A 20,092-nucleotide genomic window follows, 5' to 3' on the forward strand; every position below is an offset into this window, starting at 1 on the left:
AGGAAGAGATACCATGACCTTTTTTACCATTGTCCTGATGATAACGGTTCTTCTCAATCTGTGGACGATCCTAAACAGCCTTTTCTTACTGCCTTTATCTTCAGCTGAACGTTTAAAAAAAGAGCCCCGTGTCTCCCTTCTCATTCCTTTAAGAAACGAAGAGGAAAACGTGGAGGGGTTGATGAACTCCATTAATAGCTTGAGCTACCCTTCGCTAGAGGTGATTTTTCTGGATGACCATTCAGAAGATAAAACATACAAGAAGCTCTTGAATGAAACGAGAAATGATCCACGTTTTAAGGTGCATCAAGGGAAAGAACTGCCGGATGACTGGAATGGAAAAGTTCATGCCTGTTATCAGCTCTCCGAGTTAGCAAGCGGGGACTACTATTTATTTCTGGATGCCGACGCGCGCGTCGCACCGTCGATTATCCAGCAGACCCTTGCCACGATGGAAAAACATGGAGCTTCGATGCTAAGCGGCTTCCCTCATTACCCAAACGACCATTTCCTAAGTCATATGCTGGTACCGCTTCAGCACATGGTCGTGCAGCTTCACCTGCCGCTTGCTGTGGCTAACTTCACAAAACAACCGATATTCACAGCGGCGTGTGGGATTTTTATTATGGTGGAACGGAACGCCTATGAAGCGATCGGCGGACATGAGTCCGTTAAAGGATCGCTCGTAGAGGACGTGCATATCAGCAGGGAAATGAAAAAGCACGGCTATAAAATGGTGCTTGCCAATATTACACCTTCCGTCCTTTCCTATATGTACCATCATCCTAAAGAAACGTGGGCTGGCTTCCAGAAAAACATCTATACCGGATTAGGACGATCAGCGGCGCTGGTGGTTATCTTATCACTGCTTTATACTCTCTTATTTCTTGTACCATTCGGATTTATCGCTGTGGCTTTTGTAGAAGGTAGCTGGCTGTATGTGCTCCCCTACTTATTAACCGTATCCTTTAAAATGTATGTCGATGCTCGCACAGGTCATCCATTATGGCTGTCCTTTTTCATCCCTGTGTCGATCGTTTTGCTTATTTTAATTATGATTTCCTCCATGACGGTACATATCAGGGGAAAATCCTATCAGTGGAAAGGAAGGTCTTACGAATGAAAGTTGCTATAGTTGGCGGCGGCTTAGGTGGGCTTTCGGCGGCTGTCACCCTGGCCAAAGCCGGAGCTGAAGTTAACCTTTTCGAAAAGAACGATCATTTTGGCGGGAAGATGATGCCTGTCAATGAAGCAGGCTATCATTTCGATTTCGGGCCAAATACCATCACCATGCCAGAGGTATTTCAAGATGTCCTTCGGCAGGGCGGTTTAGAAAAAGAACTCTCCTTTACTAAACTTACTCATCATACAAGAAACCAGTTTAAGGATGGCACAATCTTTGATCTGTCCTCAGACCGGCAATATATGAAGCAACAGCTCTACCGTCTGGATGAAAAAGGCTATCAGAACTATGACGCCTTTTTACTGGAAATTGAACGCCTGTTTCATTTATCAAAAGAATATTTTCTTCATCGGACCTTTTCCGGGTGGAAGGATTACCTCTCTTCTTCCCTGGCTAAAGGTTTTGCCCAGGTGAGGCCGCTTGAGTCAATGGATCATTTTTTCAGAAGATATTTTTCTCACCCCGGCATCATTCAATCTCTTAACCGTTATTCTACCTATGTAGGCTCGAATCCCTACGTTACTCCAGCTACATTTGCCATGATTGCTCACCTGGAATTAAATGACGGAGTTTACTACGTCCCGGGCGGAAATACGAAGATCGCAGAAAACATGGCGAAAGCTGGAGAAAAGCAGGGAGCTCAGTTATATAAGGGGACACGTGTGGAAAAAATCTTAACCCATAACAAACAGGCCACTGGCGTGGTGGCTGGAGGCCATACTTACGAAGCGGACTATGTGATTGTGAATGGAGACCTATTACAATCCGTTCCGGAATTAATCGACAATGATAAGCGAACCTCATTATCTGATAAAAAGCTCCGTTCCTTCGATCCATCTATATCTGCTTTCGTTATTATGGCTGGACTGGACACCACTTTGCCGGGATTACATCACCACCATGTTCTTTTTTCCAGAAATTACGAAAAGGAATTTTTAAGTTTAAAAGATGGCCACTATGCAGAAGAGCCTACCATCTATATCGGGACGTCTGCTAAGTCGGACTCGACTCTTTCTTCTGAAGGAGACAATTGTTTCATCCTGGTTAACGCCCCTGCTCTTGCCTCTTCAACTGAAATAGACCGGGAATGGTATAAAGAGAAGATTTATGAGGATTTAGCGCACGCCGGGCTCCCGATTGGAAACCACGTATCTTTCGAAAAAGTGATCGGTCCTGAGGAAATTGAAAGCCGCTTCGGTGCATATCGTGGTTCCCTTTACGGTCCTTCCTCCAACCGCCGGCTCCAGGCGTTTATGAGACCATTCAATCAGTCTCAGGATTTCAGCAATTTGTACTTCTGCGGAGGCAGTACCCACCCGGGAGGCGGCTCTCCAATGGTCGTTCTCAGTGGTCAAAACGTAGCCAACCAGATCCTCGGCAAAATTGTTCATCCCGAATAGGAAAAAGACTCTGTTAAAATTTATTATTGATTTTTCATAAGAGACTTATTACGCAATAGAGCCGTTATCTGTAAGAGTCAGTTTCAAGATGAATTGGGTTCGTCACAAGATGAGGAGGTGGCCTGGTGGGGAAATAACTCGCTTTCCTATGGCCTTGCCCTACACGACGTAAGGTCGAACGCTCCTGCGTCGTGCAGGGCCGGAAAGCGAATCCTCCCCAGGAGGATCTTCCTCATAATCAATATCTCGAAACTGTGCCTTAAAGAAACGGGAGCTTAACGTAATTATCACCACAGAAGTTTAATAGAGCCAGAAAAAAAGCAGATTATTGCATTTCAGCAATAATCTGCTTTTTCATTTGATCAGATACGTAGTTTCGCTTCCCAAAGACCTGATAATCGTTATTTCTCACTGTTTGGATGATGGCCCGATACATTTTCGCAGCTCCTCCTACAGGAGTTCTTGAATAAAGAGGGTATTCCGGCAGAGTAGCTAATGCATTCCGGTAGTAGTGCTCAGCATCCTGGGCTAAATCTTCCCAGAGCTGTATAAATGCTTCATTTACCTTCTTGTTATGAAGATCTGAACGTGTATAACCATATTCGATCATCATCTGTTCAGGGATATAAATGCGATTATTATCCAGATCTTCTCCGATATCCCTCAGGATATTGGTGATCTGCATAGCATACCCAAGTTCAATGGCACCTGTTTTAACTCTGGAGACTTTACCGGGGGCAAGCACAGGCAGAAGCATAAGCCCCACCGTACTTGCGACATGATAGCAATAATGAAGGAGATCGTCTTTTGTATCAATCGTTTTCGGATATAAGTCCATGCGCTGACCGACAATCATCTCATAAAAAGGCTCCGGATCAAGAGGAAAACGTTCAAAAGCATCCTGGAGAGCAATCCAGCATGGGTCTTCGGTTTCAAGCCTGCCCTCCATAAAAAGATCAAACTCTACAGCAAATGCTTCCAGCTCTTCTTTCGGATTTTCCCCTTCATCCACAATGTCATCTGCCCTTCGACAAAAGGCATAAATGGCCCATACAGCCCTCTTCTGATGTTTAGGGAGCATGGCGAAAGCTTTCGAGAAGGTTTTGGAATGTTTCTCTATTATGTTTTTGCAATGGTCATAAGCATGATTCAAGTCCATCATCTCTAAACACCTCGCTTATAATTATGCCTTTCTTCAGAACCATTTTGCAAATGATCCGCTAGCAGCTTAGCTCCCTGCATGACTATGGGGATGCCTCCTCCAGGGTGAATCGAGGCTCCAACCGCGTATAGATTCGAAAGAGAATACGGCTTTAGCTGAGGACGGAAGACGCCTGACTGAAAGAGGGTTGGAGCAATACCGAAGCTGCCACCTCCATAAAGACCATCTTTTTTGGCTTCTTCCGGTGTCCTCACCTTCATCCAGTTCATATGTTTTCTTAATTCCGGAAAACCTCTTTCTTCCATCTGCTGAAGCACGTGGTCAATTAATTGATCCTTTTTACTCCAGTCCACGTCGTCCCCCGCGGGCACAGGTATTAAGGTATAAAGAACCCCTTTTCCATCAGGCGCTAATGAATCATCAACGATCGAGGGATGAAATGTGTAAAAAGAAGGATCAACAGGCAGCTCTTTCGTATCAAATACCTGCTTCATATGCTCGTCAAAGTTGGAAGACATGAAAAATTGATGGATCGTCTGATTCGGATAGATCTTATCCAGTCCCATGTATAGAAGCAGGCAGCCGGATGAAGGGGTATAATTCCGTTTGTGCTGCCGTTCCTCAGGTAGCAATCGATCCATGGTAGGAAAATCCCCATTCAATATAAGTTCATCTACCTCGACCTCTTTATCACCTGCTGTAATAGACTTCACCTTAGAGTGCGATGTATGAAGCTGTTTGACTTCGGCACCGGTGTGAATCTCTACCCCTCGTTCTTTCAGACGCTCGACAATCAAATCGACCAGGTGGGCATATCCGCCTTTCATATACCAGATCCCGTGTTCATGTTCGCTGTATGATACCAGCGAATACATTGCCGGAGACTGCTCCGGGTGCCCCCCAATATAAAGAGTCTGCAATGTATAAGCTTCCACCAGCTGTTCGTCTGCAAAATAGCTTCTCATCATCTTCTTAACGTTTTGATAAGCTTTCAGCTGTATCAATGTTTTGATATTCTGCCCGGAGAAAAAACGGCGTTTGTTTACAAAGGATTGCTCTAAAAATTGAGATTTCCCTCGCAGAAAACGAATTTTCATATCCATAAGAAACCGATCAAACTGTTTCTCACTTCCAGGGAATTTGGCTTTCAATTCCTGCTTTTGCTGTTCAGGATCCGAATATTTAGTAAACGTACTTCCGTCTTTAAACCGGATATCATAAAGTGGATCACAGGCAATGAGCGGAATATCTTTTCGTTCAAAACCGCCTTCTTCCAATATACTGAGAAGCATTTCCGGCAGCAGAACGATGGTCGGCCCCTGGTCAATTTTGTAAGGCCCATTTCTTTCATAGGTCAGACGCCCACCAAGATAATCGTTCTTTTCAAAGATGGTAATTTTCCTTTCCTTTTCTTTGGAAAGAAGCAGGGCTGTTACTAAACCGCCAACTCCGCCCCCTACAATAGCCGTTTGGGTTTGCTTCATGAAGTTTCCGCCTCCTCTCTGATCCACCCTGTTGTTATCCTGGCTGATTCAAGGATGGTTGGAAGTCCGCTTCCTGGATGAGTGCCGCCGCCGACTAGCCAGCAGTGGTCTAATTCCTGAAAGCGGTTGTGGGGCCGGAAATACATCATTTGAGAAAGCTGATGTCCCAGGCTGAACGTAGCACCTTTGTGAACAAAGTGATCCGTCTGCCACTGTTTAGGTGTTAACACTTTTTCTGTCACAATATGATCACGAATGTCATGGAATCCAGTTTTACTTTCAAGCTCATCAAGAATAAGATTTTTAAACGTTTCCTGCTTTTCATCCCAGTCGATTTCAGAATAATTGTTCGGGACAGGGGCTAAGATGTAAACAGCCGAATGACCCTCTGGTGCTAATGTATCGTCTGTCACACTTGCGTTATGAATATAAATCGACGGTTCGTCGGATAGAACAAGATCTTTCGTCATTTCATCAACATTTTTCTTATAATCTTCCGCGAAGAGAATCGTGTGATGAGGCATCTGATCATAAAGTTTATCCAATCCAACATAGATCATAAACGTGGAACAGGAATATTTTTTCTTAGACAGATTTTTCTCAGAGTATTTCTTCAGCTCATTCCCCTCCACCATATGACTCATGGCATTCGCGAAATCAGCATTTACGATGACCTCGTCCGCTTCAAATTCTTCTCCGGATTCAAGTTCAATACCAACGACTTTTTTACCCTCTGTTTTAAATTTGCGGACGCCGTTCCCCAGGTGAATCTGTCCTCCATGTTCCTCTGTCACTTTTGCCATCGACTTGGAAAGCTGGTTGACTCCGCCTTTCGGATGAAAGACTCCATACTCATGTTCCATATAAGAAAGAATCGAAAAGGCTCCCGGACATTCCCAGGGCGACATGCCTAGATACTTGGCCTGAAACGTAAAAGCGATTTTTAATTTTTCATCTGTAAAGTAATCGGATAATACTTGATAAACCGACTTTCCGAGGGATAGCTTAGGAAGTGCTTTCAAAGCCCGGAGACTTACATAATCGGTCAGTTTGTTATGGCGCGTCTGGAGTAATGGAAGCAGGGCATCCATTTTCTTTCTCGTATCGTTCATAAAGCGGACGTAGCCTTTTTCATTGCCTGGGAAATGCTTGGAGATCACGTTCAGCATTTTCAAGCGATCGCGGTACATTGGCACCCGCTTCCCATCGAATTGCAGCTCATACATCGGTGCAAGTTCGATTAAATCCATATAGTCATGAGCATTTCTGCCGGACATTTCAAATAATTCCTCAACGATATGAGGCATACTCAAAAAGGTCGGACCTATATCGAATGTATAGTCACCTAAAGAAAAATGACCATTTCTTCCTCCGACGAATGGTTGTTTCTCAAATACATGCACATCGTAACCTTTTGAAGCGAGGATCATAGCCGAAGCTAATCCTCCAGGTCCTGCTCCTATCACTGCCACTTTCTTCATCGCGCCCACCTTCTCTCTATATAACGGCTAATCTAAAATCATTATACAAAATATCTACGCGGCAAACGAATAATATCCTTTATTCGATGTGCTCAAAGCCCTTCTTTCGTCTTACTGAAGATTAAATTCCTTGCGCAATCCGTTATTATTTATGAAAAACCCATAGGAAGAACATCACCTGGCGATGGTATGTAAATGATTGTTTTCGCCGCTAATCCTAAGACTCCTTCATAATTTCTTAAGATTCGCAAATAATAAGCAAGCAAGGAGGCTGATGGTGATGTACGCTAATCAAAGAATTTCAGGACCCTATTTCCCTTCTCACGCAACATCTTCTCCTGATCAGAAAAGGTTGATCAATGAGCAGTTGAACCACTGGTGTGAAGAGATTGAATGCAGTGAACAAGCCTTGAACGATTCCCAAAAAGAATTCCTTCACCAAAAGAGCAAAATTATAAAATTAGCTCCTTCTACCTTTATGAATTAATCCTCACTAGGTGAATAACCATACACATATGCCGCCTCCTGCATACGCTGAGTATGTAAACAACAGGAGGTGAGCTTATGTACGGAGGCTATCCTTACGGCGGAAGACGTTGCGGAAGATATGGTGGAGCTGGTTATGGTAACAACTTTGCCTTGATCGTCGTATTGTTCATTCTATTGGTAATCGTTGGTGCAGCATTTTACTGCTAATGTAAAAAAATGATCTTCCTTAGATACAGATCTCGGGAAGATAGATCAATTCGATCAAAAAAAAGCGCAGCCTAATGGCTGAGCTTTTTTTGATTTAACCAATGATTAACCTCTCTTTCGGATAATGGTAATCCCCTTTTGTTCTGTCCTTTTGGAAAGAGAACAAGAAAGTCAATATACCGATTCTCCCAAGGAACATGAGAAGCATTAATACAAATTTCCCAAATGTAGTCATGCCCGGTGTAATACCTAAAGAAAGCCCCACTGTTCCAAACGCAGAACACACTTCGAACAGAAGTTCATTTAAAGTAAACGGTTCACTGATCGATAAAGCCATTAAAGCAATAAAGCAAAGCAGCAAGGCCATCATCATGACCACAACGGCTCTGTTTAAATCTTCGTTATGAACCTCTCTTCTAAACAAACGAATCCGGCTGCCGCCTCGGGCGAAGGTTAAAATGAATATGACAACTAGCGCAAAGGTAGTTGTCCGTATTCCTCCTCCAACACTGCTTGGAGATGCCCCGATAAACATTAACGAGGACATAAATAGCTGGGTCTGTTCTGTAAACTGATTAATATCCATGGTTGAAAGACCGCCACTTCTTGTCGTGACCGACTGAAACAAAGCATAGAAAAATACTTCATGCCAGTCTTTGCCGGCAAAGAAATGATTAAACTCCAGAAGAATAATCATACCCGTTCCCAGCAGAACAAGCACAAAAAAAGTGAACGTGGTTAATTTTGCAAATAATGAAAAACGAATCGTTTTTACATCATTGTTGTTAAATAAATACTGCTTGACTTCAATGAGTACAGGAAATCCGATGGCTCCTGCAATAATTAAAATCATATTAATAAATTGGACAAAATAGTCATCCTTAAATGGAATGAGTGATTGTCCGGTGATATCAAAACCACCGTTTGTCATAGCACTAATGGCTCCAAAAAAGCCTTGTAAATAAGCTTCGCCAGGATCATAGTACTGAAGGTAATACGTCCCAAGGGTTAAAAAACCGATAAATTCAATGAGAAGTACCACGAGCACGATTTCCTTGACCATTTGGACCATTCCTTGGAAGGAAGTCCGGTTTTGGTCTGTCATAATAAGACGTCGTTCTTTTAAGCCTATTTTTTTCCCTAGGACAAGCCAGATCAACGTGCCGAGTGTCATAACTCCAATTCCGCCAAACTGTAATACTAACGCTAAAATAAATACCCCGGTTGTACTAAACGTCTCCGCCGTCGGGACCGTCGTTAGACCTGTTACACTCACGGCGCTGACGGCTGTAAATAACACGTCTATGAAATCCAGTTTTACACCCGGTTTATGGGCTACAGGTAAAGCAATTAGTATAGATGAAATGGTCACCGCAATTAGATAATATATGGCAATTAATTGAAATGGCGATAATTCATTCAGCCAGCGCAGGCTCTTTCTTCTCACCCACATACGATATCTCCTTTAACCATGCTGTTTCCGACTTAATGATTGAACACCATTCCTATTATAGCAGGGTAATTTAAGATTTTCTTTACCTGATTTAATTTTTTCGCCCGCGTTCCTATGTAAGGAGAACTGGAGCGGGTTTACGAAGAGGCTTCTTCCGCTTTTTTCTTGAAAGCAGCCAGCAGTTCTTCATTCTGGTATCCTTCATCCATAAGCTGCCGGAGTGTCTTCTCAATTTGCTCCTGCTGGCGATTCACGATCGACCCCATAAAAATAACATTGATGTGGTCCCCAATTACATTTGTATCAATCGGTGTCACTAGAAACGTAGCTGGCTGATTACTAGGTTTTGTAATTTTCACCTGTACCATAATTTCCTCCTGGTTGTTGCACATGGTTTGGAAGAAATCCTGGTAGCTTTGATCCACATACGCTTCTATAATCCACCGTCCATGATCGTCTTCACGGTTAATAATGAGCCCATCCAGCAGTTTAATCCGTCTTTGTGTAATATCTTCATCTTTCTCTTCTATGATATCCAAAGAAATTAATTTAAAGGTTTTCATGGAAACTCCCCTCCGCAAACACATATTACCTTTATTATAGAGGACGGTTACGATTTGAGCAAAGGCTGAATCATTTTACCAGATAAAGTTTGAATCAGCCTATGGTTTGATTAAGAAAGACTGTGCAGCGTGCAGGTGCAATAGTAAGGCTGATTAGCCAACCAAACTCGCAGATTGGATGAACTGCTCAATTCCGTGTAAGCTAAAAGAGACAAGCTAAGAATACAAACTGGGAGGTAATAGTGTGATGAAAGCAGTTCAAGTTACTGGATATGGGGATGTCGATCAATTAGAAGTAGTGGAAAGAGATATTCCGGAGCCGAAAAGTAACGAGGTTTTAATTAAAGTGAAAGCCTGCGCGATTAACAATACCGAAATTTGGATGAGAGAAGGCGCGTACGGAACTGGAGGCAAATCCGGCTGGCGCCCGGAAGGTGTTCAATTTCCTCGAATACCCGGTTCCGATATAACAGGTACCATTGAAAAGGCAGGCAGCGAAGTAGATCAGCATATGATTGGCAGAGATGTCGTGGTTTTCCCTTTTACTTCAAGCGGAGACGAAGGTAAGGAACATATAGCGGAAGATATGTCTTTCATTGGCTCAGAATACGATGGAGGATATGCGGAGTACGTCGTGTGGCCGGCAGAGCTTTGCTTTGACATGCCCTTATCTGACTACACGGATAGTGCCGTGTTCTCCGTCAGTGGCATGACAGCATGGCACATGATCGAACAGCTGCAGGTACAGCCTGGAGAAACGATAATGGTAACAGGAGCCAATGGAGGCGTTGGTTCATTAAATGTGCAAATTGCTTCTCAAGTATTTGGTGCCAAAGTTATCGCCATTGTAGGCGACTTAGCATTGGAAGAAAGATTGAAAGAACTTGGTGCAGACCACGTACTCTCTTATCGTTCTGAGCGGCTGGCCGAAGAAATCCTGGAGGCAAACGGGGGACCGATCGATTCTGTAGTGGATGTTGTGGGAGACGCTTTGTTTTCTACTTCTCTGGAAGTATTGAAAAAAGGCGGGAAATTCTGTACTTCTGGATCTGCCGGTGGTCAGAAGACAGAATTGGACTTTCGAACGCTCTACTTGAAACATATTACTCTCTATGGATCCGTACTGGGAACAAGATCCGAGTTCAAGCGCATGCTTCAAGCCATTTCAGAAGGCAAAATTAAACCCGTGATTGACCGGACGTTTCCTTTGGAAGAAGCAAGAGAAGCACAAACTTACTTTAAGCAAGCCGGAAAAACCGGAAAGATTGTTTTGATTCCATAGTAAGAAACTCGGGTAAATCCACGATGTACAATCTTCAAGTAAAACTCCCGATACTAGAAGACTCAGAGTCGAGATAAATTAGGTCCGTTACTTTATGTGGAAGAGGTCTGGTGGGGAAATAACTCGTCTTGTTCTATCACCCAGACACTCGAGACATAAGCCGTTCATCAACGGACGGAAAGACCACCGTCCTTTTGATGCTCGGCTTATGCTGGTCGTGTCTTGCGGGGTGATGCCACATTTGAACACTTTCCTATGGGGGAACGGTAAGCTTCCTCGCTCGTTTCACTCCCTGCGGGATCTCACCTAGTCCCTTCTCCCATGGGAGTCTCGCCATTTCCCCACCAGCCCTACTATAATGTTGTGAACGGACCCTTCTAAAAAAGAAAGATCCTGCTGCTTAATCTGGATTAAATGCTTTTATGACAGGCTTTGCGGGTCTTCACACCCTGGGAATAGGTAGAAACCATATGGTCTAATGCCTCAACACGGAGGTAATGTATAAAGTGATTTCGAGCTTCTGATTGGGCAAGGTCCGGAGGGGGACGATGTAGACTCCTAGGTTAAAAGCGGAAGCACCTTGCTCAGCGGCGTATGGACTGGACTGAGCTGGCGGAGATAAAGAAAACACGAAGAGCGTAGCGATTCGATGTTGCCTTATCGTACAGAAGCGAGGGAAGTCTCACTAGACGCTAGGTGCTGGAGCTGGATAGCTCTCCTTGTCGTTTATGTCCTGATATTTGAATAAGACAAAATAAAGTGTAAGAACAGGATGAACATGATCGGTGAGACCCCGGAGAGCTTTAGCTCGAGGAGGCTCAGCACAAGGAATGTTCGACTAAGACCGCTACGTCCTGTGGCAACGTCGAACGACCCTGCGTCGTGCAGGGCCGCGGAAAGCGAATTATCCCCCGCAGGACCTTTCCTCTCATAAAATATCTCGAAACTGAGCCTTCAACTATTCGGCCCTGTAGCGGAAGATCTATCTTACTTAAAGTCTATAAAAATGTTTTGCAAATCCTAGTAAAAAGCCGGATACCCAGCGCGAGGGTATCCGGCTTTTTTCAGCCGCCGATATACGACATTTCAATTTTCTTCTTCGTTGGTTTTCCATTAGCGCGGTCAATCGAATATTGGTCATCTCTTCTCGTCCATATTTTTATAAGATTGGAAATAATCGCTTCATCCGGCTCCCCGCCTCTCAGCAACTCACGAATATCATGACCTTCTGAAGCAAAGAGACAGGTGAACAGCTTTCCATCTGCTGAAAGACGTACTCGCGTGCAGCTGCTGCAAAAAGCGTCTGTAACTGACGAGATCACTCCAATCTCTGCCTCGCTTCCTTCATAACGATACCTGGAAGCTACTTCTCCAAAATAATTCGCGTCAAGCGGCACTAAAGGCAATTCCTGATTAATTTCTTCAATAATCTCTTTTTTAGAAATGACAGAACCCATATTCCAACCGTTATGATTTCCTACGTCCATGAATTCAATAAACCGAAGCGTGTCACCTGTTTCCTTGAAGTAACGTGCCATCGGAAGAATCTGACTCTCGTTCATACCTTTTTTCACAACCATGTTGATCTTTATTTCAAGCCCTGCATCCCTGGCGGCTTCTATTCCTTTAAGTACGGGACTGGTTTTAATCCCTCTGCCGTTCGTCTGCTGAAAGACTTCGTCTTCAATGGCATCAAGACTTACGTTCACACGATTAAGACCCGCTTCTTTGAGTTTTTTCGCCTGTTTAACGAGGAATACGGCATTAGTTGTTACGGCAATGTCCTTAATCCCATCTATCTCGTGTAATCTTGCCACCAGTTCATGAAGATCCTTCCTCATCAGAGGCTCTCCTCCCGTTAGACGGATCTTCTCGACTCCAAATTTCGAAAAGATTTGAACAAGCCGAATGATTTCATCGAAACTTAGAAGCTCGTCTTTTGGCATAAATTTATAATCATCACCGAAAATTTCGGCCGGCATACAGTACGTACATCTAAAATTACATTTATCAATAACAGAGATTCGTAAATCCTTCATCGGTCGTTCATGCTGGTCTAATACATAATCGGTCATACCTTCACTCCTTCTGTGTCTTATCAGAAGCTCTGTCGTCCTGTCTGATCTTCTAGTAATAGGGCTTCCACGTCGTCCCCTTTTTCATAACCCCTCGTGCCTCCCGGCAGCATAATGAGCACATTAGTATGGGCAAGCGAAGAAACCACGGCGGACTTATCCATACCGACCGGTTCAACGACCACCCTCCCCTCCTGGTATCGTAAGCATCCTCGCACAAATCTGGTAAAAGGGTTGGGCTTTTTAAAATCTTTTCCTAATGTAGCTTGAATCCGTTGATGAAAGGGTTCAGATCGCCCTAAAAAGGAAAGAATAATGGGATAAGTAAACAGCTCAAACCCTACATAGCAGGCGGAAGGGTTCCCTGATAATCCAAACAACAATTTCCCCTGGTAAGAAGCTACCGTCGTCACACTTCCTGGTCTCATGGCTACCTTATTAAATAACACGTCCGCTTCTAATTTCTCATAAATATCAGGCATTAAATCATAATCTCCGACCGATACGCCGCCCGTCGTAATTAATACATCCACCTTATCTAAAGCTTGAGATACAGATTGATAACAAACATCAAAGTCATCTTCCAGCTTTCCAAAATAATGAGCTTCTCCACCTGCACGCTTCACTTGAGAAACAATCATGTAGGCGTTGGAATTCCGTATCTTCCCAAGCTCTAGAGGCTCATCAACATCCAGTAATTCAGTTCCGGTGGCGAACACGCCTATAACCGGCTTTTTATATACATTCACATCGCTATAGCCAAATGTGGCAAGCAGAGCTTTTACTCCTGGGTTAACCTTCGTGCCTGCTTCTACCAACACGTCACTTTCTTTGGTTTCCGATCCTTGTTGGATAATATTCTGATTTACTTCCATAGGACGCTTTAAAGACATCCAGGACTGGCCATCCTGTTCGTACGTCTGACATATCTCGAACATAGCTACGCAGTCGGCACCTGAAGGAATTTCTGCGCCCGTCATAATACGAACGGCTTCTCCTTCCTTTATTGGCCGACTGGCGCGATGGCCGGCCCCTACCGTTTCCGTTACCCGAAACTGACCGCTTTTTTCCTTTGATAGCCCTTCTGTATCTTCGGAACGTAATGCAAAACCGTCATAGGGCGATTTATTAAAAGGAGGAACCGGGTGTGTAGCTACGATATCTTCTGCCAATGTGCGGTTATCGCAAAACTCGAGAGGAAGAATTTCACCCTCCGCCTTCTTTTTATAGTTCATTACCGAATTCACTGCATCCGGTACAGGCATAGGTTTTCTATGTAAACTCATGTCAACAAAGCCTTTCTGTATAAAATTTCTGCAGAACATCTTTTCCTGACCTTAACGGATTTGACAGTTTTTTTCAAAGGTTTAGCATCTTAAATCCCGTAATACCGTAAAAAATGACACTCCCCCAGCCAAAATGACTGGGGGAGTGCACCTTATAATGAAGTATATTTTAATTTTGTTTGATTAATTTGTTCTTCAATTGCTTTCGACCTTTGGACTGACCTTTCACGTTCTGCCCGGTCCAGCTTTTGGATATAAATCGTAAAAATAAGCACGTTGATCCGCATGTTTACCCCTCCAATACTACGTAACTAAGCGGTATCCTTCTCGTCGTTTAACCAATCCATAAATTCCATCCTTAGTGTGCTGCTCATAATCTTTCACTCCTTTTTAATTTACATGTAATGGATAAATGAGGATTTCCTGTCAAGCCATTGCTCTTCTGCAGACGGATGGTATCCGGGCAGTGGCGCGTAATTCTCTTCCTGGCGTCTACTTACTTGAATTTTAAAAATAAACAAATGGATCGTCATGTTTTCCACCTCCTATATTAGTGTATATTTATATCAAAAGAGTAAAATTACTCTTTGATAGCATAATAAAAAACCACAGGTCCCCTGTGGCTTCGTTTTTAGCAAACGATATCGTGCTTTCATTAAAAAAGCCACAGGAATACAATATGCGTAACCTGCGGCTGTTATGAATAAAATGATGAAAAAGTTTACTCAGTAATTCCTATGTGCGCAGGCCGGTGTTCGATTTTATGGTTTACAGTCAATGTAATATTCATCATTTGTCTCGACCTCGCTTTTAGAAAATTTTGCTTTCAATGGAATTATATAGAAGGCTGATTTAAAAGTAAAGCCTAATTAGGAAAAACGTTATACTTTTTATCCAGAAAGTTCTCCCCGCTTTTCTAAAACAGCTTCAACTTTTAAATCCAGCTGGTGTAATAATTGAATCGCTTCACTCTTGTCCATTTGCTTATAATGATGCAACCCGGATGGCTGCTCATCTTTTTCATCGGCCACTCTTACCACTTCTTGAAGTTCTGTCCGCTGGGCTTCAAGGGAAAAGGGCAGATAGCTGTCTGTGTGGAGAAGTACAGCAAGCGATACCTCTTTCGCCACCAGTCGGTCTTCTCCGAGACGAATCAATAATTTATGAGCGCGCTCCGCTCCCTTAATGGCATGAATATCATGTTTTCGATATTCTTCGTAGTCCCACTTTCCGTCCCGGTACCACTCATAATGCCCCATATCGTGAAGTAACGCTGATTTTGTCGCAAGGTCCGGATCTACATTGGATTCAATCGCCATATCATAGGCATAACCTGCTACGGTGACCGCGTGATGGATACCTGATCGCTGTAAGTATTTCTGTGTGATACGGTGTTTAAAAACATCGACTAATGTTACGCGTTTGATACGATCACCTCCAATTTTTTAAGATAATACCACGTTCCACCCTGCTCTACAAGCCTTATTCAATCCATTGTCCGACAGAGGTTTACGAATTAATGCATGAAGGTAAAGGGAGGCAGGAGGGATTACTATGAATTTTCATGATGAAATTGTTTTAATTACTGGTGCAAGTAATGGGATCGGCCGGGGTCTGGCTTTATCCTATGCTGAACAAGGCGCCACCGTGATTGCCTGTGATATAGATGAAGAACATGGCAGGCAGCTGGTAGGAGAAATTAGAGAGAACGGCGGGAACGGTTTCTTTTTTTACTGTGACGTACGTGACCCGAAAAATATAAATGAGTTGTTTGATGAGATAAAACAACACGTCGGCACGATCACCATTTTAATTAACAATGCCGGGGTCAGTTCATTCCAGCCGCTTTTTGAACTGGATGTTGATCAATGGGATGATGTGATTCAGACCAACCTGAGAAGTATTTTCCTATTTTCCAAGCAAGCGGGAAAGCTGTGGAAGAACGAAGGTGTACAAGGAAAAATCGTTAATATGGCTTCAACGCGAGCTTTTATGTCTGAGCCGGACTCAGAAGCCTATGCGGCTAGTAAAGGTGGCATTATAGCACTCACCCACGCATTAGCATCCTCTCTATCTCATTATAACATTCGTGTAAATTCCATTAGTCCGGGCTGGATTCAGACAAAGAACTACGAACAACTCCGCGAGGTCGATCATGAGCAGCACCTGTCTAATCGCGTTGGAAAAGTCGAAGATGTAGCCAAAGCCTGTTTCTATTTGACTGATCGTTCTAATGATTTTGTAACAGGAGAAAATTTGACTGTGGACGGCGGTATGACAAGGAAGATGATTTACAAACATTAACAAAAATACGGGGAGTCAGGTTTAGGACCCTTGACCCCCGGGTAGTGTAAAGCAAGCAGAAAACATGGAGGTGACAAGGATGGAAGAATTATCATCATATCAATTGCACCTGCACCAACCCTTACAAACCAACCAGGTTATGAAACTCTACAAATTAGTTTCTAAAAGTAATCAGAACGTTTATGTACATCAAAACCATTTGATCGCTGACAGTGGACACTTGCCTAAGCTTATGTCTTTTTTTCTATTAATGGATATCAATGAACCTCTTGTTATGATTATTGACGGTGAAGAAGTGGAACAAACTTTTCAGGAGATTGAGAGCTCCTGGAAGGATAACATCGCCGAGGCTAACTGCCGAAGAAGGTACACAGATTCTATCATAAACAGTAACTCATCTATATTCGTATAACCTCTATAGAGATACATATTTACAGCACATAGAATACGGACCCTAAACGGCTCAAAAGAACTCACTTCTAAAGGAAATGAGTTCTTTTTTATGTCTTCTGGTAAACCATATTTTACTCCCTCCTCTTCCCAAAGACCCCTTCCTATTTCACATACCTGATTTCTTCCCTTCGTAAAATCCGATATAATGATAGTGTACCTACTTTTCCTAAGGAGTGAGTTTTCTATGTATGATGTAGCTATTATCGGGGCAGGACCAGCCGGAGCCAGTGCTGCTTTATTTGTAGCAAAATCAGGTGTGAAGACAGTCATGTTCGACAGCGGCAAGAGCATAACAGCGAAAGCATGGGTGGAAAATCACTATGGAGTAAAAGAAATAGAAGGTCCTTCTCTACTTCAAACAGGTCAAGAACAAGCGATTAAATTCGGTACAGACCTTGTAAAAGATGAGGTTCAGAAAATTAACGAAAATGGAGCTATGTACACAATCGAAACGTCAGAAGGCACTTATAATGCCGAACACATCATTTTCGCTACGGGAATGTCCGTAAAGCTAGCTGAGGCCTTTGGTTTGGAAACCCGAGATGGACGTGAACCAAGGGTAGCTAAAATTATTCAAGTGGATAAAAACGGCCATACGTCTTACCCTAAAGTGTGGGCCGCTGGAACAGTTGCCGGATTAAGTGTTCATACTATTATTACCGCAGGCGATGGTGCAAGGGTAGCGGTAAATGTAATTAGTGCTCTCAAAGGAACACGCTACGTTGATCACGACGTCTTAAAATCATGACTCGGTAAGCGGGATGTAATCCCCAGCACTAGGACAGCCACTTTTAGAATTTCCACGAAAAACATTATTTTTTATTCACTTCTAAAAAGTATTACTCGAAAAAAAGCTATCCCATTGTAAACATGGGATAGCTTTTTTACGTTATTTAGTCCGGCGCTCCTGCACGTCAAGAGAGACTTCCAATTCATTAAACACGATAAATTCATCTCCTTTGATTGATGATATTTAAAGTGTAGTCGAATTCCGTCTTTTCTATAACGGTCCGCCGGGTGATTTTCTTTCAGCCTTCAGTCGTAAACCACCTCAGACTCCTTAATCGAACCAGCCTTTACGCTTGAACCACGTGAACATCCCTATGGAAACGCCAATCATAATGATCCAGACAACCAAATAGCCATATTGAGTATTAAGCTCAGGCATGTGCTGAAAATTCATTCCATAGACCCCAACAATAAACGTCAGCGGCATAAAGATAACGGATATAACCGTCAGAATCTGCATTGTTCGATTGGTTTGATGAGAGTTTAAAGACAAATAACTGTCCCTGATATCCTGCGTCATCTCACGGTTCGATGCAATAATATCCGCTACTTTTATTAAGTGGTCGTGGATATCGGCGAAATACTCCCTACGGTCACGCACACCTTCTAAGTGATGAGTGTTCAATACCCGGTACAATAAATCACGCATCGGGTGCACCGTCTGCCTCAATGTAAGCAATTCACTTCTGCGGTCAAACAGTTCATCCAGCAGTCTTTCCATGGAAAGGTTCTTCGTATTGGATTCAATTTCGTTAATATGATCTTCAATTTCATAAACGATCGGAAAATAGTTATCCACTACTTTATCAAGGATCTGGTAAAGTATGAAATATTCATCTACTTTGCTCATATCCTTACTGCGTTTGAGCAGGCGCTCAGCTATGTCCAGCGAAGGAGCAGGCTCCTTATGGAACGTAACGATGGCACACTCTCCCAGGAAAATATCGATTTCTTCCCTTTCAAGTTCTTCTCGATTTACGGAATGAAGCACAAAAAATGTATGGTCATCATAGTAATCTAACTTAGGCCTCTGCAGCTCGTGAAGACAGTCTTCAATAGCTAAAGGGTGAAAGTGGAAATAACTATCCAGCAGCTTGACTTCTTCATCAGTAGGGGATTCAAAATCTACCCAGTACCAGTTCCAGTCGAGTGTAGATAATTGCTCAAGCGTTAAATTCTTTTGAAGTCCATCCTTATTCGAATAGGCCGTTACATAAATCATATACTCACCTCTTACTTATGTAGCTTCTTCTCCTCATACCCTGACAGGAAAAAGAAAAAACACTCAACCTGATTCTTCCAATGTGATAGGATAAGACTGAAGAACTCTTAAGGAGCTTGTATACTATGAATAAATCGAAATTTAACACCCATTTAACGGGAAAGAAAGTAACCCTGCGGTCCATTCAGGATGAAGACATCCCTCTGCTCTGGGAGAAAATTTATGCAAATGAGCAAGAGTGGAAGAAATGGGACGCCCCCTACTACCCTCTTGAACCGCATACGCTGGAAAGCTACCGCAGCCACGAGAACGCTCGTAAAGAACGCTTAGGTTCTGAGGAGCCGGATTCACGCCTGCTGATTGAGGTGGATGGTCAAATAATCGGAACCGTGACGTATTATTGGGAGCACAAACCATCTTTATGGCTGGAGGTAGGCATTGGTATTTATGACCCTGCCTACTGGAATGGAGGTTATGGTACAGAAGCATTAACGTTATGGATTGACCATCTTTTTCAATCACTTCCTATTGTACGTGCAGGATTAACTACCTGGTCAAAAAATGAACGAATGATGAAAGTGGGAGAGAAATTAGGTTTGACATTAGAAGGTCGGATGAGGAAATGCCGCATTTACGAAGGTAAGTTTTACGACTCCATCCGAATGGGAGTGCTTCGAGAAGAATGGAATGAGATGCATCGTGACTAAATTAAAGTTCTATAAAGTTACGTCGATCGCGCTGCTATTTCTATCCATCATCTTAGCGTATATGTGGTACGATTCCTCAAAGGCTCAGCCTGTCGATTCATTTGCCGTTCAAGCTTCCTCTTCAGCGGTCAAAGAACTGCCGCGTAATCTTGAAGATGTGAAACAGACTTTTAATATGTATCATACGCGAGAATCAGGGGAACAGAGAATTTTCCAGCTCGGCTCTCTGTTATCGGATCAACTGATGGATTTACATGACCAAACCCGGCTATTCAATACTGCCCAGAGAACCAGCCTGCTAAGCGGTCAATGGTTCGGGGAATACAATGAAGCCCTTCGAAACTTAGACTTCATCATTACGGAGTATTCAGTCGGCCAAACGGAGGAAAAGAACCTAAATGAAAAACAGGTGGATAAAGAACTAAGTAAGCTTATAAGTGAAATAACCAAGATCACTTCTGCTGATGATTTTTCAGTTGCAGACGAAGAATCATTCCATTCAATAACCCAAGAAATTCAGAAGTTTAACCAAAACTTCCAATAATCCATCCG

The 20,092-nt window shown here is 43.1% G+C and carries 21 protein-coding genes; 10 read left to right on the forward strand and 11 right to left on the reverse strand.

Annotation, left to right across the window (positions count from 1 at the left end; genetic code table 11):
- Positions 1-13 precede the first annotated feature (13 nt).
- Together ACTWP7_RS06785 and ACTWP7_RS06790 are read left to right on the forward strand one after the other, a co-directional pair.
- Entirely contained in the window at positions 14-1,123 is a 1,110-nt protein-coding gene (locus ACTWP7_RS06785; protein WP_443122526.1) for a glycosyltransferase, read from the forward strand.
- Positions 1,120-2,583, forward strand: a complete 1,464-nt coding sequence (locus ACTWP7_RS06790) for a phytoene desaturase family protein (RefSeq protein ID WP_443122527.1) — start codon at positions 1,120-1,122, stop codon at positions 2,581-2,583. The genes ACTWP7_RS06785 and ACTWP7_RS06790 overlap by 4 nt, the downstream gene beginning before the upstream one ends.
- Positions 2,584-2,908: 325 nt before the next feature.
- Here the strand turns inward: ACTWP7_RS06790 and ACTWP7_RS06795 are convergent, their stop codons facing one another.
- The 3 genes from ACTWP7_RS06795 to ACTWP7_RS06805 are packed head-to-tail and all read right to left on the reverse strand — an operon-like array spanning position 2,909 to position 6,710.
- Positions 2,909-3,745 (reverse strand): phytoene/squalene synthase family protein, encoded by an 837-nt coding sequence (locus tag ACTWP7_RS06795; RefSeq protein ID WP_443122528.1) that lies wholly within the window; start codon positions 3,743-3,745, stop codon positions 2,909-2,911.
- A gap of 2 nt (positions 3,746-3,747) precedes the next feature.
- Positions 3,748-5,229 (reverse strand): phytoene desaturase family protein, encoded by a 1,482-nt coding sequence (locus ACTWP7_RS06800; protein WP_443122529.1) that lies wholly within the window; start codon positions 5,227-5,229, stop codon positions 3,748-3,750.
- Entirely contained in the window at positions 5,226-6,710 is a 1,485-nt protein-coding gene (locus ACTWP7_RS06805) for a phytoene desaturase family protein (protein ID WP_443122530.1), read from the reverse strand. Before ACTWP7_RS06805 ends, ACTWP7_RS06800 begins: the two co-directional genes overlap by 4 nt.
- 280 nt (positions 6,711-6,990) lie before the next feature.
- On the opposite strand from ACTWP7_RS06805, the gene ACTWP7_RS06810 reads away from it, so the two are divergent.
- A complete protein-coding gene (locus ACTWP7_RS06810; RefSeq protein ID WP_443122531.1) occupies positions 6,991-7,197 on the forward strand; it encodes a hypothetical protein in 207 nt (68 codons plus the stop codon).
- 77 nt (positions 7,198-7,274) lie between these two features.
- Entirely contained in the window at positions 7,275-7,406 is a 132-nt protein-coding gene (locus ACTWP7_RS06815) for a YjcZ family sporulation protein (RefSeq protein ID WP_087946066.1), read from the forward strand.
- Between the two features lie 94 nt (positions 7,407-7,500).
- Here the strand turns inward: ACTWP7_RS06815 and ACTWP7_RS06820 are convergent, their stop codons facing one another.
- Together ACTWP7_RS06820 and ACTWP7_RS06825 are read right to left on the reverse strand one after the other, a co-directional pair.
- Positions 7,501-8,859: a TrkH family potassium uptake protein gene (locus ACTWP7_RS06820; RefSeq protein ID WP_014643000.1), complete on the reverse strand. Its 1,359-nt coding sequence runs from the start codon at positions 8,857-8,859 to the stop codon at positions 7,501-7,503.
- Between the two features lie 137 nt (positions 8,860-8,996).
- Complete coding sequence (locus ACTWP7_RS06825) at positions 8,997-9,422, reverse strand: YwpF-like family protein (protein ID WP_443122532.1); 426 nt, start codon at positions 9,420-9,422, stop codon at positions 8,997-8,999.
- Positions 9,423-9,669: 247 nt separating this feature from the next.
- On the opposite strand from ACTWP7_RS06825, the gene ACTWP7_RS06830 reads away from it, so the two are divergent.
- Positions 9,670-10,704: a zinc-binding dehydrogenase gene (locus tag ACTWP7_RS06830; protein ID WP_443122533.1), complete on the forward strand. Its 1,035-nt coding sequence runs from the start codon at positions 9,670-9,672 to the stop codon at positions 10,702-10,704.
- 1,064 nt (positions 10,705-11,768) lie between these two features.
- On the opposite strand, the gene moaA is transcribed toward ACTWP7_RS06830, so the two are convergent.
- From moaA to ACTWP7_RS06855, 5 genes are all read right to left on the reverse strand, one after another.
- On the reverse strand, positions 11,769-12,779 hold the full coding sequence (moaA, locus tag ACTWP7_RS06835) for a GTP 3',8-cyclase MoaA (protein ID WP_443122534.1): 1,011 nt from the start codon (positions 12,777-12,779) through the stop codon (positions 11,769-11,771).
- A 23-nt stretch (positions 12,780-12,802) separates the two neighbouring features.
- Positions 12,803-14,065: a molybdopterin molybdotransferase MoeA gene (locus ACTWP7_RS06840; RefSeq protein WP_443122535.1), complete on the reverse strand. Its 1,263-nt coding sequence runs from the start codon at positions 14,063-14,065 to the stop codon at positions 12,803-12,805.
- A 152-nt stretch (positions 14,066-14,217) separates the two neighbouring features.
- Positions 14,218-14,352 (reverse strand): hypothetical protein, encoded by a 135-nt coding sequence (locus tag ACTWP7_RS06845; protein ID WP_443122536.1) that lies wholly within the window; start codon positions 14,350-14,352, stop codon positions 14,218-14,220.
- Between the two features lie 108 nt (positions 14,353-14,460).
- The gene (locus ACTWP7_RS06850; RefSeq protein WP_443122537.1) at positions 14,461-14,598 is read right to left on the reverse strand and encodes a hypothetical protein; all 138 of its coding nucleotides are present in this window, start codon (positions 14,596-14,598) and stop codon (positions 14,461-14,463) included.
- 357 nt (positions 14,599-14,955) lie between these two features.
- Entirely contained in the window at positions 14,956-15,492 is a 537-nt protein-coding gene (locus tag ACTWP7_RS06855; RefSeq protein WP_443122717.1) for an HD domain-containing protein, read from the reverse strand.
- Between the two features lie 127 nt (positions 15,493-15,619).
- On the opposite strand from ACTWP7_RS06855, the gene ACTWP7_RS06860 reads away from it, so the two are divergent.
- The 3 genes from ACTWP7_RS06860 (at position 15,620) to ACTWP7_RS06870 (ending at position 17,570) form a co-directional block, all read left to right on the forward strand.
- Positions 15,620-16,369 (forward strand): SDR family NAD(P)-dependent oxidoreductase, encoded by a 750-nt coding sequence (locus tag ACTWP7_RS06860; RefSeq protein ID WP_443122538.1) that lies wholly within the window; start codon positions 15,620-15,622, stop codon positions 16,367-16,369.
- A gap of 79 nt (positions 16,370-16,448) precedes the next feature.
- Entirely contained in the window at positions 16,449-16,781 is a 333-nt protein-coding gene (locus ACTWP7_RS06865) for a hypothetical protein (RefSeq protein WP_145956030.1), read from the forward strand.
- Positions 16,782-17,006: 225 nt separating this feature from the next.
- Positions 17,007-17,570 carry an FAD-dependent oxidoreductase gene (locus ACTWP7_RS06870; RefSeq protein WP_443122539.1) on the forward strand — a complete coding sequence of 188 codons (564 nt, stop codon included), beginning with the start codon at positions 17,007-17,009 and terminating at the stop codon, positions 17,568-17,570.
- Positions 17,571-17,882: 312 nt separating this feature from the next.
- On the opposite strand, the gene corA is transcribed toward ACTWP7_RS06870, so the two are convergent.
- The gene (gene corA, locus ACTWP7_RS06875; RefSeq protein WP_014642988.1) at positions 17,883-18,833 is read right to left on the reverse strand and encodes a magnesium/cobalt transporter CorA; all 951 of its coding nucleotides are present in this window, start codon (positions 18,831-18,833) and stop codon (positions 17,883-17,885) included.
- A 125-nt stretch (positions 18,834-18,958) separates the two neighbouring features.
- Here corA and ACTWP7_RS06880 point away from each other — a divergent pair, with 125 nt between their 5' ends.
- Together ACTWP7_RS06880 and ACTWP7_RS06885 are read left to right on the forward strand one after the other, a co-directional pair.
- Positions 18,959-19,540, forward strand: coding sequence for a GNAT family N-acetyltransferase (locus tag ACTWP7_RS06880; protein WP_443122540.1), 582 nt, complete (start codon positions 18,959-18,961; stop codon positions 19,538-19,540).
- Positions 19,533-20,084 carry a hypothetical protein gene (locus ACTWP7_RS06885; RefSeq protein ID WP_041601294.1) on the forward strand — a complete coding sequence of 184 codons (552 nt, stop codon included), beginning with the start codon at positions 19,533-19,535 and terminating at the stop codon, positions 20,082-20,084. The genes ACTWP7_RS06880 and ACTWP7_RS06885 overlap by 8 nt, the downstream gene beginning before the upstream one ends.
- Positions 20,085-20,092: the final 8 nt, after the last annotated feature.

It is taken from the genome of Halobacillus sp. B29, assembly GCF_052246755.1.
In the GTDB taxonomy this organism is placed as follows: Bacteria; Bacillota; Bacilli; order Bacillales; family Halobacillaceae; genus Halobacillus; species Halobacillus halophilus.

Excerpts from the sequence above, each read along its gene's own strand:
- ACTWP7_RS06845 (WP_443122536.1), bottom strand. The coding sequence starts at position 14,352 with ATGCGGATCAACGTGCTTATTTTTACGATTTATATCCAAAAGCTGGAC.
- ACTWP7_RS06860 (WP_443122538.1), top strand. The coding sequence starts at position 15,620 with ATGAATTTTCATGATGAAATTGTTTTAATTACTGGTGCAAGTAATGGG.
- ACTWP7_RS06800 (WP_443122529.1), bottom strand. The coding sequence starts at position 5,229 with ATGAAGCAAACCCAAACGGCTATTGTAGGGGGCGGAGTTGGCGGTTTA.
- ACTWP7_RS06795 (WP_443122528.1), bottom strand. The coding sequence starts at position 3,745 with ATGATGGACTTGAATCATGCTTATGACCATTGCAAAAACATAATAGAG.
- ACTWP7_RS06840 (WP_443122535.1), bottom strand. The coding sequence starts at position 14,065 with ATGAGTTTACATAGAAAACCTATGCCTGTACCGGATGCAGTGAATTCG.
- ACTWP7_RS06880 (WP_443122540.1), top strand. The coding sequence starts at position 18,959 with ATGAATAAATCGAAATTTAACACCCATTTAACGGGAAAGAAAGTAACC.
- corA (WP_014642988.1), bottom strand. The coding sequence starts at position 18,833 with ATGATTTATGTAACGGCCTATTCGAATAAGGATGGACTTCAAAAGAAT.
- ACTWP7_RS06785 (WP_443122526.1), top strand. The coding sequence starts at position 14 with ATGACCTTTTTTACCATTGTCCTGATGATAACGGTTCTTCTCAATCTG.
- moaA (WP_443122534.1), bottom strand. The coding sequence starts at position 12,779 with ATGACCGATTATGTATTAGACCAGCATGAACGACCGATGAAGGATTTA.
- ACTWP7_RS06825 (WP_443122532.1), bottom strand. The coding sequence starts at position 9,422 with ATGAAAACCTTTAAATTAATTTCTTTGGATATCATAGAAGAGAAAGAT.
- ACTWP7_RS06805 (WP_443122530.1), bottom strand. The coding sequence starts at position 6,710 with ATGAAGAAAGTGGCAGTGATAGGAGCAGGACCTGGAGGATTAGCTTCG.
- ACTWP7_RS06850 (WP_443122537.1), bottom strand. The coding sequence starts at position 14,598 with ATGACGATCCATTTGTTTATTTTTAAAATTCAAGTAAGTAGACGCCAG.
- ACTWP7_RS06820 (WP_014643000.1), bottom strand. The coding sequence starts at position 8,859 with ATGTGGGTGAGAAGAAAGAGCCTGCGCTGGCTGAATGAATTATCGCCA.
- ACTWP7_RS06815 (WP_087946066.1), top strand. The coding sequence starts at position 7,275 with ATGTACGGAGGCTATCCTTACGGCGGAAGACGTTGCGGAAGATATGGT.
- ACTWP7_RS06830 (WP_443122533.1), top strand. The coding sequence starts at position 9,670 with ATGAAAGCAGTTCAAGTTACTGGATATGGGGATGTCGATCAATTAGAA.
- ACTWP7_RS06810 (WP_443122531.1), top strand. The coding sequence starts at position 6,991 with ATGTACGCTAATCAAAGAATTTCAGGACCCTATTTCCCTTCTCACGCA.
- ACTWP7_RS06865 (WP_145956030.1), top strand. The coding sequence starts at position 16,449 with ATGGAAGAATTATCATCATATCAATTGCACCTGCACCAACCCTTACAA.
- ACTWP7_RS06870 (WP_443122539.1), top strand. The coding sequence starts at position 17,007 with ATGTATGATGTAGCTATTATCGGGGCAGGACCAGCCGGAGCCAGTGCT.
- ACTWP7_RS06790 (WP_443122527.1), top strand. The coding sequence starts at position 1,120 with ATGAAAGTTGCTATAGTTGGCGGCGGCTTAGGTGGGCTTTCGGCGGCT.